The sequence below is a fragment of the Achromobacter arsenitoxydans SY8 genome (assembly GCF_000236785.1).
Taxonomy (GTDB): domain Bacteria; phylum Pseudomonadota; class Gammaproteobacteria; order Burkholderiales; family Burkholderiaceae_B; genus Achromobacter; species Achromobacter arsenitoxydans.
In genome coordinates, this window is sequence record NZ_AGUF01000074.1 from 114,406 (window position 1) to 127,096 (window position 12,691).

Here is a 12,691-nt window from a genome sequence, read left to right on the forward strand (position 1 = left end):
GTCAATCCATTCCTTTGCGCGTGCAATCGGCCACGAGCTTGCGCGCGGCGTGCAGGCGGCTCTTGACGGTGGGCACATGCAGATCCTGCAGCCTGGCGATCTGTTCCATCGGCGTTTCGTCCAGGTACAGGAACATGGTGGCGCGCAGCGTATCGCTGAGCTTGTCGAGGCAGGCGCGCATGCGCCGGATCACCGACAGGTGCTCGTAGGCGCGGGCGGGATCCGCGAACGGCGAGGGATCGCTCAACGTTTCAATCTCGTCCAGGGCGTTGTCGTCCAGCAAGTCGTCTTGCGCCGGTTGCTTCCACTGCACCTCTTGCCGGATGCGGCGGTGCGCCTGGATCAGCTCATGCAGGGATCCGCGATACAGATAGCCGCCCAGCTTGCCCAGCGCCAGCTCGTGCGCCGACCAGCCTTCGGCCGGCTGGCCGGCGAGAAAGCCCTCGTCGCGGAACGTGCGGGCCTGCAGGAATTTCATCAGCGCATTGTTGAAGGCGTCCACCACGCCGTCCGGCGAGGCGTTGAAGAATTTCTTGCGCAGCTTGAGCGTGATGTGCTGTTCGGCCTTGTTGCGGAAGTCCAGCGCATAGCGGGGATCGGCATGCAGGATGCGCAGCAGCGCGTCGACGTTGTTGATGACGTAACGCTTGGGATCTAGCGTGTTCATGGTGAGGATTCTGGTGGCCGGACCCGTCGCAGCGCGCAGGCCCGGCGACGCGAAGGCGCCGCAGCCTGCCCGGGCGAGGGCAGCGGAACCTTAGCCGCGCAGGGCCGGAAAATCAAGCGCGGCGGCGCAGGACGAAGATGCCGCGGACGGCCAGGCCCAGGGCGATCGCCAGCGACAGATAGAGGCCCAGGCCAAAGCTCAGGCTGCTCCAGATGGTCGATGCCATGTCCTGCGCCATGCTGCGGCTGGCGCGCGAGCTGCCCAGGAAGCCCGCCAATTGGCGGCTGGCGCTCATCAGTTCGCGCACCTGGGCGATGACGCCCGCCAGCGCGATGCCCCACAGCGCCAGCGGCGCGAAGTAGCCGAGGCTTGCGGCGCGCCGCGGCAGCAGCGATGGCAGCAGGGGGCCGGCGACGGCAAGCAGCCACAGCAGCGCATACCAGCCGGCGCCCGAGCCCCGGCCGACCATCGCCCCTTGCACGTCGCCGCTATTGAGCAGGCGCAGCAGTTCATAGAAACTCAGGCTGGCGTGAGATCCCATCATGCGCACGGTAATCGCCGACAGCACGGTGGTGGCCAACAGGAACAGCAGTGCGGCGATGCCGTCGCCACGGTGGATGCGGGCGCCATGGGTCTTTGCCAGTGCCAGCACGTCGCGCAATTCTTTTCCTTGCATGGGGATTCCTTTTCGGGTTGGGAAGGCGGATGCCTGCATGAAGGACTACGCGTGGCCGCCAAAAAGGTTTGATATATTTCCGGCGTTTTTTTCCGAACCTTTTCCGGACCGGAACGTAGCGATAGGCAAGGGCGCGGATTTTCCCGCCGCCTTCCAACCCCACGGAGAATCCAAACATGTCCAACACCACCCCGCTCGCCGCTCTTTATCAACGTGTCGTCCAGGAAGAGCTGGGCCTGGTTGCACAGGTGGATGAAGACGGCGACGTGCTGTTCCGCCATCCCGATCTGGGCACCATGTACTTCAGCCTGACCGAGAAAGATCCGGAGTTCATGCGTCTGATCTACCCGAACTTCGTCTCTGCCGAAGAGCTGGGCATGAGCAAGGACACCCTGCTGGAGGTGCTCAATACCGTCAACCACCGCTGCAAGGCCGTCAAGCTGACCCTTCCGCAAGGAGGCGGCGACGCGGCCAGCCGCGTGTCGGCGGCGATCGAGGCCGTTATCGCCGCAGCGGACCAGTTGCCGTCCGAAGACCTGCTGCGCGGCATTCTTGCGCGCTGCGTTTCCGCCATCCGTCATGGCGCCCGCGAGCTGCTCAAGGAGGCGCTCGAGCTGAAGGAGGGCGCCGCGCGATCGGCGGATTGAACGATCCGCCGCGCGGCGGCGGTCACGCGCGGCCGGGGCGGCGCTTTGCGCCTACACTTGCCCCTTGCCTCGTCCAATCTCCATGGAACCCACGATGACCGCTCGCGCCGCCTGCTTTCTGACCCTGATGATCCTGGCGGGCGCGGCCCATGCCGGTTCCGCGCCGGCGTCGCTGTCCTGCGTGTCGGAAAGCGGCAAGGTGGCGCTGGCTGGCGTCATCCCCTCGCCGTCGTCGGATGAACTGGCGCTGACGTTGACCTACGTCAAGTCCACGCTGAAGTTCACGTCCGACAATTCGCCCGGCTACGTGGTGGCGAATTTTCCGCAGTCGGTATTCACACTGATCGCGCCGTACGACGGCCAGGCGCTGACCCTATACGCGCTGCCGTCCACGGTGGCGGTGAAAAAGAATGCGGACGGCGATATGGCGGGGGCTTTCCAGGCCAGGCTGCTGGCTCCGCGTCCCGGCGGCAAGGAGGCCAGCGGCTACGCCACGCCGCTGCAGGCCACGCTGAACTGCGACTACAAGTATTCGCTGTAGCGGCAAGCGCGGCGGCGCTCAGTGGGCAACAGGCTGCCGGGTGATGACAAATGACTTGACGCGGTGGGCAATTGAATTTGCCGCAGCGTTCATGCAGGCCGGAGTCTGAGATTACGCAAGTGCGTACAGAATCCGGCCTTTTTTCCGGCATAGTTTGTGACGGCCTGGATCGGCCGGGTTCCGTCGCGAAGGCAGCATGGCTACACAATCGCAGTTTCCAGACCCTACGCGCGTGATTGCGCCACTATTCGCCGCAATTGCTGGACATCCTGGCGGCCATTACCGCCAGCGCGCCCCTGCTTGCCTACGGCCCGTAAAACGGGGACGCCTAAGCCGTCGCGTCGCGTGGCGCGCAGCATCTGGTCACGTCCTTGCCCATTGTGGCTTTCGGCGTCTTTCGCTACATCTATCAACTGTACTGAGGCGGGTCGGGCGGGAAGCCCCTGCCGGGATCTGCTCGCCGGCAGCCAGATTCGCATCGTGGTGCTGGTCCGGGTGGCGGTAGTGGTTCTACTTGTGGGGACGTGAACATGGCATATCTGTGGCTGATCCTCAGCGGGGCCTGCAGCGTGGCGGCCAGCGTGGCGCTCAAGGCCGCAGGCGCCGGTTCGGCGCAGGCGACCCTGACGGCGCAGGCGCTCCCCTACCTGGGCGCGGTCGGCGCATACGGGCTGGGCTTCGCCCTCTACGCGCTGGCGCTGCGCCAGCTCGACTTGACCCTGGCCTACCCGCTCATGGTGGCGTGTGCGATCGTGGGCGTTTTTCTCTACGGCCTGGTGTCGGGCGCGGAATCCATCTCCGCCATGCGGATGGCGGGGGCGGCCTGCATCGCGGTCGGCGTCTTCCTGATGTCCCGATAGGGCGCGCGAGCAATCCATGAAACGCTTCTTCAGCAGTGCGGGCTATCGCTGGTTCCTGTTGTCCTGCGCCTATGTCGTGGTCGCGGCCGCCGTGATCAATGGCTTCTACACGAAATGGCGGCTCAATGATGGCCATCCGGCGTTGGGGCTGTCGCAGATGGTCGAAGGCACGGCCCATCGCCCCTACGTCTATCGCCAGTTGGTGCCGGCGTTGGCCAACGGCATCCAGGCGTTGCTGCCGCAGGCGACCGTGGCGCGCCTGTCCGAACGCCTGTCCGAACCGCGGCGCGTGAACAGCAGGTCGGGCCTGGCAATGCGCTATCCGGCTTCGGAAGCGCTGTCGCCCGCCGTCACCCTGCGCTACCACCTGGTCTACTACCTGACGTTCCTGGCCCTGCTGGCGGCGTTGTTCGTTATGCGGCGCGTATGCCTGCAAGCCGGGGCACCCGCGGCGTCCGCGACGGCTGCGCCCGCGGTGTTCGCGCTGATGCTGCCATTTTTCCTGACCGGAGGCGGCTATTTCTACGATTTCGTCGAGGTGCTTTTCATGATGAGCGCCATCGTGCTGGCGATGGGCGTCTCGCGTGGAACGCCGCTGCGCCTTGCTGCCCTGCTGGCGCTGGCGGGCCTGGCGGCCTGGAACAAGGAAGCCTTCCTCTTTTTCACGCCGGCCCTGTACCCGCTGCTGCGCCGCAATCTGTCGCGAATTCAGGCGGCCGGGCTGGTGACGCTGCTGATGTTCATCTGCGGCTGCGTGTATCTGGCGCTTCGCACGCGCTATGCGGGCAATCCCGGATCGACCGCGGATTTTCAGCTTTGGGACAACTTGCGCTTCTACGTCGACCCGGGCAATTGGCTGCGCACGGAAAACACCTACGGCGTGCTGTTGCCGCGTAGTTTTAGCCTGGTGGGCCTGCTGGCGTTTGCCGGCATCGCCGTCAACGGCTGGACGCGCCTGGCGCCGGCCCTGCGCCGGCACGCGAAGCTGGTGCTGGCCATCAACCTGCCGCTGTTCGTGCTGTTCTGCTCGCCCGGCGAAATGCGCAACCTGAGCATGCTGTATCCGTCCCTGTTGTGCCTGCTGGCGCTCGCACTGGCCAAATGGATGGCGCCGCAGTCCGGCGCGAATCCCGGCGCAACCCTGGAAGTTCGATGATCCGTTTTTTCAATAGCGTGGGCTACCGCCGCTTCCTGTTGGCCCTGCTTTACGTGATGGTCGCCGCCGCGGCGTTCAATGGGTTCTATACGAAGTGGCGATTGAACGACGGCCGCGCCCCGCAATCGCTGGCTTCGATGGTGGACGGCACGGCATACCGGCCCTATGTCTACCGGCAATTCGCGCCTGCTATCGCCAATGGCATACAGGCCCTGCTGCCAGCAGCGACGGTCGAACGCCTCTCCGAGCGGCTGGCGGACCCGCGGCGCGTGAACAGCCGGTCGGGGCTGGCGATGCGCTACCCGGCCTCCGAGGCCATGCTGGCGCCGGTCACGCTGCGCTATCACATCGTCTATTACCTGACTTTCCTGGCACTGCTCGGGTCTCTGTTCGCGATGCGCGCGCTGTGCCTGAGGGCGGGGGCAAGCGCGCCGGCGGCAACGGCCGCGCCCCTGGTCGTCGCCTTGCTGCTGCCGTTCTACCTGACCGAAGGCGGCTACTTCTACGATTTCTTCGAATTGCTGTTCATGGCCTGTGCGATGCTGCTGGCCTGGCGCATTCCCGTGGAAGCGCCGGTCCGCGCGGCGGCGCGCCTGGGCTTGCTGGCCATCGTTGCCGCCATCGCTAGCTGGAACAAGGAGGCATTCTTCTTCTTCGCGGCGACGCTGTATCCGATCCTGCGGCTGAGCCTGTCGCGGATCAAGGCGGCTGGCGTCGTGGGCATTCTGGTGTTCATCTGCGGCTGCGTGTATCTGGCGCTGCGCGTGCGCTACGCGGGCAACCCTGGCGGTACGGTTAGTTTTCAGCCGGGCGCGAATCTGATCTATTTCCTGGACCCGGGCAATTGGTTCCGCACAGAAAGCACCTACGGTATCGCGCTGCCCAAGGGCTTGAGCGCCGTGATGGTGCTGATGATCGCGGGCGTGGCCGCCACGGGCTGGGGCCGTCTGCCGGCGGCATTCCGCCTGCACGTGCTGGCGGCCCTGGCCGTCAATGTTCAGTTGTTCCTGCTGTTTGCCGCCGAGGGCGAGGCGCGCAATCTCAGCATGCTGTATCCCTCGCTGCTGGTCCTGATGGCGATGGCCCTGACGGCGTGGATGAAGGTTGCCGCGCCTTTCGCCGCGGGCAGCGCAGCAAGGGCCTAGCGGCCTGGAATTCGAGCGCTAGCCGCACGCGTTTCTCCGCAGGTTGCACCTGCGCGGCGTGCGCGCAGCGGCGGGTTTCACCTGTTCTTACGCGAGCGCAGGGATTACCCGCGAGTTTGGACTTGCCGTGGGTTATCCCTAGTTGAGTCGCGCAGCAACCCGTCGATATCCTTTGGTTAACCAGAGGGGCCAAAGAGTCTCCGGAGGAGTTTCAAACAGAGCCGGCAGTTGCTGAAAGGAACCGGATTTGCATAGCGCGCCTCCTTTGAACTCAGCCGTCGCGGCCTCGCGGGAAAAGCCATTGCGCGTGATCCCGTGGGCCACGTGGCTGCACCGCGTCTTCGTCGTCCTCATGTATGCGTTCATGCTCAGCCCCATCGTGCTGGTGGTCTGGCTGAGCTTCTTCAAAGACGCCATCCTTTACTTCCCGCCATCCGGCTACACGCTGTCCTGGTACGTGAAAGCCTGGGAGAACCCGGCGTTCGTCAATGGATTCCTGTTCAGTTTGCAGGTGTCGCTGGTGGCCGCGTTCATCGGCGTGGCGATGGGCGTGCTGGCCGCGGTCGCCATCGCCCGCTACCGCTTCCTGGGCAGCAAGGGCGTCAACACGCTGCTGCTGTCTCCGCTGCTGATTCCCGGCATCGTCGCGGGCGTGGGCATCTACCTGTTCTACCTGCGCGCCGAAGAGGTGCTGGATCAGGATCTGGTCGGCACCTTCGGCGGCTTGGTCATCGCCCACGTGTGCCTGACGATTCCCTGGACCGTGCGTCTTGTCACGGCGGGCATGGCGGGGCTGGACGGCTCCATCGAGGAAGCGGCGCGCAACCTCGGCGCCAGCGCGCCGGTGGCATTCATGCGCGTGACACTGCCGATGCTGCGGCCGTCCATCGTCGCGGCCGCGCTGTTCAGCTTCGTCGTGTCCTTTGAAAACCTGGAACTGTCGCTGTCGCTGGTGGGCCCGGGCCGGACCACGCTGCCCATCGCGATCATGCAGTACCTCGAATTCAATCTGGACCCGACCATCGCGTCGGTGGCCTCCGTGCAAATCCTGCTGTTGGGCATCATCATGCTTGTGACCGACCGCTATGTGAAACTGAGTCAGGTGGTGTAAGAAATGGCGAAGGTCTCGATCGAAAACATCCGCAAGCAGTTTGGCGCGGCAGTGGCGGTGTCGGATTTTTCCCTGGAAATCGCGGAAGGCGAACTGGTTACGTTCCTGGGGCCCAGCGGCTGCGGCAAGACGACGACGCTGCGGATGATCGCCGGTTTCATCACGCCCACGGCCGGGCGCATCCGCATCGGCGAAACCGACGTCACGCGGCTGCCCGTGCACAAGCGGGACACAGGCATGGTGTTTCAGCGCTACGCGCTGTTTCCGCACATGACGGTGGCCGAGAACGTGGCGTTCGGGCTGGAGATGCACAAGGTTCCGAAATCGGACCGCGACGCTCGCATCCGGCGCGTGCTGGACATGGTGCGCATGACTGAACTGCGCGAACGCTATCCGCGCCAGCTTTCCGGCGGGCAGCAGCAGCGCGTGGCGATTGCGCGCGCGCTGGCCATCGAACCCAAGGTCTTCCTGCTGGATGAGCCGCTGTCCAACCTGGATGCGAAGCTGCGCCTGGAGGTCCGCGAGGAGATCCGCGCCCTGCAGCAGCGCCTGGGCCTGACTACCGTATTCGTTACGCACGACCAGGAAGAGGCGCTGGCGATCGCCGACCGCATGGCCATCATGCACGACGGCATCGTGCAGCAGGTGGGCGCGCCCGACACGCTGTACGAGCGTCCGGCAAATCTTTTCGTGGCGGACTTCCTGGGCAAGATGAACGTCTTTACCGGACGCGGCCAGGCGGACAATACCTTCCAGACCAAGGCGGGCCAGCAGATCGCCGCGCCGGGCGGCGGCGGCGCGACGCATGTGGGGGTGCGGCCCGAGCGGGTCCGCCTGCAGGACCAGCCTACGGGCGCCAATGCGCTGGCGGGCGTGGTCGAATCGTCGCTGTACCTGGGATCGGTGCTGGAGGTGCGGGTGCAGCTCGACGGCGGCGATCGCATGATCAGCCAGATCGTCAATGGTGGCGCGCGCGGCGCGCCGCCGGCGCCGGGCGCGCGCGTCTATGCGTGCTTCGAGCCCGACGACTGCGTTGCGTTCACGCAATAGGGGGGCGCGATGACGACCGCAACGCAGGACGGACGCCCCAGCCGCTGGCTGGGCCCGGGGCTGGCGTTTCCGGCCTCGCTGGTGGTGCTGGTGATCATCATGATTCCCATCCTCCAGCTGGCGCGCTACAGCTTCAATCATTTCGATCCCGTCGAGATGATGCAGACCGCCTTTACCTTCGAAAATTACGCCAAATTCTTTGGCGATCCCTACTATCGCGACATCTTCTTCACGACCCTGGGCGTCGCCGCGCTGTGCACGGTGCTGGCGCTGGTGCTGGGATTTCCGGTGGCGTATTTCCTGGCGCGTACGCAAAGCCGGTACAAGAGCCTCTTCGTGATCCTGCTGGTGTTTCCTTTGATGGTCGGAAACGTGGTGCGGGCGGCCGGGTGGATGGTTGCGCTGGGCAACGCCGGCGTCGTCAACGCCGTGCTGCAGGGGCTGGGCCTTATCGACAAGCCGCTGACGCTGATGTACACGCCGACGGCCGTCGTGATCGGCACCACCGCCGTCGTCATGCCCTACCTGATCCTGACGCTGCAAAGCGTGCTGGAAGGCATGGACCTGTCGGTGGAAGAGGCCGCGCGCAATGTGGGCGCCAGCTTCTTCACCACCTTCCGCCGCATCGTGCTGCCCATTGCCGCGCCGGGCGTGGCGGCCGGCACCATGCTGGTGTTCATCCTGTGCATGAATGCGTACGCCACCCCGGTGCTGCTGGGCGGCTCCGGCCTGACCATGATGGCGCCGGCGCTGTACGACCAGATCACCAAGGCCTCGAACTGGCCGTTCGGCGCCGCGCTGGCCGTCATCCTGGTCTGCGGCACGCTCGTTATCGCGCTGTTTTCGAACTGGCTGATCCACCGCCGCTATATCAAGACCATGGCGTCCTGATCACGATCCCACAACAAGGAAATCCTCCATGTCCGCTGTGTTGTTCAAGAATGCGAACCTTCTCGATCCCCTGCAGCCCGACCTGCTGGAAGGGCACCATGTGCTGGTGGAGGACGGCGTCATCAAGGAAGTGTCGGACAAGCCGATTGGCGCAGCCAGCGCCCGCGTGATCGACGCCGCGGGCCGCACGCTGATGCCTGGGCTGATCGACCTGCACGTGCATGTGCTGGCCACGCAGCTGAATCTGAGCACGCAAGGCGTGCTGCCCGACGCACTGGTCATGATGCGGGCGGTGCCCATCATGGCGGCGATGCTGCGACGCGGTTTCACTACTGTGCGCGACGCAGGCGGGGCGGGCTGGGGCCTGAAATGCGCGGTCAACGAAGGCACAGTAAAGGGGCCGCGCCTGTTCATCTCGGGCCGCGCCATCAGCCAGACCGGCGGCCATGGCGATCCGCGCCCGCGCTCCGATCACCTGCGCCCTATGAGCTTCTGCGGCTGCTGCTTCCGGGCCGGCGATATCGGCCGGGTGGCCGACGGCATCGACGACGTGCGCAAGGCCGTGCGCCAAGAGCTGCAGATGGGCGCGGACCAGATCAAGATGATGGCGTCCGGCGGCGTGGCGTCGCCTACTGATCCCATCGCCTCCTACGGCTATTCGGAAGAAGAGATCCGCGTCATCGTCGACGAGGCGGCCAGCCGCCAGACCTATGTGATGGCGCATTCGTACACGGCGGACGCGATCGAGCGCGCCATCCGCAACGGCGTGCGCACCATCGAGCACGGCAACCTGGTGGATGAGCGCGTGGCGCGGTTCATGGCGGAGAAGGGCGCCTTCGTGGTGCCGACGCTGGTCACCTACGAGGCGCTGGCCAATGAAGGGGCCGACTACGGCCTGCCGCCCGATTCCGTCGCGAAGATCGCCACCGTGCGAACCGCCGGCCTGCACTCGCTGGAAATCTACAAGAAGGCCGGCGTGAAGATAGGCTACGGCTCCGATCTGCTGGGGCCGTCGCAGCGCCTGCAGAGCGACGAGTTCCGTATCCGCCGCGAGGTGCTGTCCGCGCAGGAAGTCATCCAGTGCGCCACCACCACCGCCGCCGAAGTGCTGAACCAGGTGGGCCAGCTGGGCCGCATCCAGACCGGCGCGCTGGCGGACGTGCTGCTGGTGGATGGCAATCCGTACCGCGACCTGTCCTGCCTGCTGGGGCAGGGCGAACACATCGACCTCATCATGAAGGGCGGGGAAATCGAACACAACGGACTGGGGGTGTAAGCGCCATGAGCGATCCCACGTTTTCGCAGTCGGAAGTCGGCGAAGAGTCGCGCGACGTCAACGCCGCCAAGGGCTGGCATCCGCCGTCGGCGCCCGCCGCCCGCGATCGGCGGGCGGTCGGGCGTTTCCGCGGTTGATTCTGCGCGGCGCCACGATCATCGACGGCACCGGCGCGCCGCCCTGGGGGCCGGTGGACATCGTGATCGAGAACGACCGGATCACGGCGCTGGTCAACGTGGGCACGCCGCACAAGGCCATTGATCCCAAGCGCCGCCCGGGTCCGGGAGACCACGAGATCGACTGCCACGGCAAGTTCGTGACCCCGGGCTTCGTGGATGCGCACGCCCATATCGGCACGCCCTATCACGCCATGAGCGGCATCGTTCCGCCCGCCGACTACATCTACAAGCTGTGGCTGGCGCATGGCGTCACCACCGTGCGCGAGATGGGCGCGATGGGCGGGCTGGGATGGACGATGGAGCAGCGCGAGCTCTCTGCCGCCAACAAGATCGCCGCGCCGCGCATGATCGTGCATTCGGTGTTCCCGGCCGTGAACGACCGCGTCAAGACCATCCACACCCCCGAGCAGGGGCGGGAATGGGTGCGCAAGCTGGCCGCGCGCGGCGCGGACGGCATCAAGTTCTTCGGGGCGCCGCCCGCCATCATGGAGGCCGCGCTGGACGAAGCGGCCAAGCAGGGGCTGCGCTCGGGCTGCCATCACGCGCAGATGGCGGTCACGCGCGTGAACGCGCTGAAGTCGGCGCGCTGGGGGCTGACCAGTTCCGAGCACTATTACGGCTTGCCCGAGGCGCTGTTTGAAGACCGTGTGGTGCAGTCCTTTCCCACGGACTACAACTACAGCGACGAATACTACCGTTTTGCAGTGGCGGGCCAGACCTTCATGCAGGCCGCGCAGCCGGGTTCGGCCAAGTGGCGCCAGGTCATGGACGAGTTCCTGGAAATCGGCCACACCTTCGTGCCCACCTTCAACATCTACGACGCCAACCGCGACGTGATGCGCGCGCGCCGTGCCGACTGGCACGACGAATACACCTGGAAGGCGGTGTGGCGCTACTTCCAGCCGCAGCGCGGCGGGCATGGGGCTTACTGGTACCGCTGGAGCACCACCAACGAAATCGAATGGAAGCAGAATTACCGGCTGTGGATGCAGTTCATCAACGAATACAAGAACCTGGGCGGCCGCGTCTGCGCGGGCAGCGATTCGGGCTTCATCTATCAGATCTATGGGTTTGGCTTCGTCCGCGAGCTTGAGCTGCTGCAGGAGGCGGGTTTTCATCCCATCGAAGTGCTGCGCGCGGCAACGTCGCACAGCGCGGCGCTTCTGGGCATCGACGAGGACACCGGCTCGATCGACGTGCAGAAGCGCGCCGACCTGCTGATCCACGACCAGAATCCCCTGACCGATTTCAAGCTGCTGTTTGGCACCGGCGCCATGCGCCTGAACGACGATACCGCCAAGGTCGAGTGGAAGCGCTGCCTGCAGACCACCATCAAGTCGGGCGTGGTGTACGACACCGCGGAACTGCTGGCGGACGTGCGCGCCATGGTCCGGGACAGCTGGGCGGACGACCCAGACGGTGAACGCCCGCCCACGGGCGGAGCGCCCGCGGGATCGCCCTGCGATACCGGCGAGGACGCGTCCTGATGGCCGTCGATCTGTTCCTGCTCTGCGGATTCCTCGGCAGCGGCAAGACCACGCTGCTGGTGGACTACCTGCGCGACCCGGAATCCCGGGACACGGGCGTGATCGTCAATGAGGCGGGCGAAGTCGGCGTCGATGGCGCCATCGTCGCCAACGACAGCGACAACGTGCCCATGACCCTGATGGCCAACGGCTGCGTGTGCTGCTCGTTGCGCAGCGACCTGGTGTACACGCTGAGCGCGTTGCTGGATGCGCCCCGGCCCGAAGGGGCTGGTCCGCTCGCGCGCGTCGTCCTGGAATGCAGCGGCTTGTCGCGGCCCGGTCCGATCATCGCGTCGCTGGCGGATCCGGAACTCGCCGGCCGGGGACTGCGGCTGACGGTGGTCTGCACTGACGACTGCGCGCGCGATCCGGACGCGCTGGCGGAGATGGACGAGGCAATGGCGCAATTCGGCGCCGCCCATCGCATCGTGCTGACCAAGACCGATCTGCTGCCGCCGTCAGGGATTGAGGCGCGCGCCCTGCGAGCCGCCGCATTGAACCCGCTGGCTGCCGTCGTGGCGGATCCTGACCGCCGGCGCGCAGTGCAGGCGGCGTTCGCGCCGTCGCAGGGCGTGGCGGACCTGGCCGGCCTGGCGGCGCGCATGCTGTCGGCGGGCGGGCAGAGCCCGGCGCATCCCCGCATCCGCGTCATGGCGGCCCGCGCCCGTGCCGGCATCAGCTGGACCGACTTTTCCGAATGGCTGGATAACCTGGCCGGCCTTTGCGGAGAACGGCTGCTGCGCGTCAAGGCCGTGGTGCGCGTCAGCGACTGCGAGGAACCCATATTGATCCAGTCCGTCGGCTCGACCTTCAGCGCGCCGCAGCGCCTGACGCGCCAGCCTGATGCGCGCGACGCAATCATCGTCATCGCGCGCGACATCGAGGCGGACGAAATCGGCGCGTCCGCGCCCGGCGCGGCGGTAGAGATGCTGGCTTGAACGCCGTTGAACCCAAGGCCGCGGGACC

At 65.9% G+C, this 12,691-nt stretch carries 14 protein-coding genes; 12 read left to right on the top strand and 2 right to left on the bottom strand.

Annotated elements, in window-relative coordinates; all coding sequences use genetic code 11:
- Position 1: 1 nt before the first annotated feature.
- The gene (locus tag KYC_RS23130; protein ID WP_008167019.1) at positions 2–667 is read right to left on the bottom strand and encodes an RNA polymerase sigma factor; all 666 of its coding nucleotides are present in this window, start codon (positions 665–667) and stop codon (positions 2–4) included.
- Positions 668–779: 112 nt separating this feature from the next.
- Positions 780–1,343, bottom strand: a complete 564-nt coding sequence (locus KYC_RS23135) for a hypothetical protein (protein ID WP_008167022.1) — start codon at positions 1,341–1,343, stop codon at positions 780–782.
- A gap of 176 nt (positions 1,344–1,519) precedes the next feature.
- Between KYC_RS23135 and KYC_RS23140 the strand changes: the two genes are divergently transcribed.
- From KYC_RS23140 to KYC_RS23190, 12 genes are all read left to right on the top strand, one after another.
- A complete protein-coding gene (locus KYC_RS23140) occupies positions 1,520–1,990 on the top strand; it encodes a hypothetical protein (protein WP_008167024.1) in 471 nt (156 codons plus the stop codon).
- A gap of 94 nt (positions 1,991–2,084) precedes the next feature.
- Complete coding sequence (locus KYC_RS23145) at positions 2,085–2,531, top strand: hypothetical protein (RefSeq protein ID WP_008167026.1); 447 nt, start codon at positions 2,085–2,087, stop codon at positions 2,529–2,531.
- 530 nt (positions 2,532–3,061) lie between these two features.
- Complete coding sequence (locus tag KYC_RS23150) at positions 3,062–3,391, top strand: DMT family transporter (protein WP_008167028.1); 330 nt, start codon at positions 3,062–3,064, stop codon at positions 3,389–3,391.
- A 16-nt stretch (positions 3,392–3,407) separates the two neighbouring features.
- Complete coding sequence (locus KYC_RS23155) at positions 3,408–4,547, top strand: hypothetical protein (RefSeq protein ID WP_008167030.1); 1,140 nt, start codon at positions 3,408–3,410, stop codon at positions 4,545–4,547.
- Complete coding sequence (locus tag KYC_RS23160) at positions 4,544–5,692, top strand: hypothetical protein (protein ID WP_008167032.1); 1,149 nt, start codon at positions 4,544–4,546, stop codon at positions 5,690–5,692. The genes KYC_RS23155 and KYC_RS23160 overlap by 4 nt, the downstream gene beginning before the upstream one ends.
- A 265-nt stretch (positions 5,693–5,957) precedes the next feature.
- A complete protein-coding gene (locus tag KYC_RS23165) occupies positions 5,958–6,803 on the top strand; it encodes an ABC transporter permease (protein ID WP_100148362.1) in 846 nt (281 codons plus the stop codon).
- 3 nt (positions 6,804–6,806) lie between these two features.
- The gene (locus tag KYC_RS23170) at positions 6,807–7,853 is read left to right on the top strand and encodes an ABC transporter ATP-binding protein (protein ID WP_008167035.1); all 1,047 of its coding nucleotides are present in this window, start codon (positions 6,807–6,809) and stop codon (positions 7,851–7,853) included.
- Positions 7,854–7,862: 9 nt separating this feature from the next.
- The gene (locus tag KYC_RS23175) at positions 7,863–8,744 is read left to right on the top strand and encodes an ABC transporter permease (RefSeq protein ID WP_008167037.1); all 882 of its coding nucleotides are present in this window, start codon (positions 7,863–7,865) and stop codon (positions 8,742–8,744) included.
- A 28-nt stretch (positions 8,745–8,772) separates the two neighbouring features.
- Complete coding sequence (locus KYC_RS23180; protein ID WP_008167039.1) at positions 8,773–10,020, top strand: metal-dependent hydrolase family protein; 1,248 nt, start codon at positions 8,773–8,775, stop codon at positions 10,018–10,020.
- A 5-nt stretch (positions 10,021–10,025) separates the two neighbouring features.
- Positions 10,026–10,157, top strand: a complete 132-nt coding sequence (locus tag KYC_RS30085) for a hypothetical protein (RefSeq protein ID WP_008167041.1) — start codon at positions 10,026–10,028, stop codon at positions 10,155–10,157.
- Positions 10,154–11,686 carry an amidohydrolase family protein gene (locus KYC_RS23185; protein ID WP_008167043.1) on the top strand — a complete coding sequence of 511 codons (1,533 nt, stop codon included), beginning with the start codon at positions 10,154–10,156 and terminating at the stop codon, positions 11,684–11,686. The genes KYC_RS30085 and KYC_RS23185 overlap by 4 nt, the downstream gene beginning before the upstream one ends.
- Entirely contained in the window at positions 11,686–12,663 is a 978-nt protein-coding gene (locus KYC_RS23190) for a CobW family GTP-binding protein (RefSeq protein ID WP_008167044.1), read from the top strand. Before KYC_RS23185 ends, KYC_RS23190 begins: the two co-directional genes overlap by 1 nt.
- The last annotated feature ends 28 nt before the right edge of the window (positions 12,664–12,691 follow it).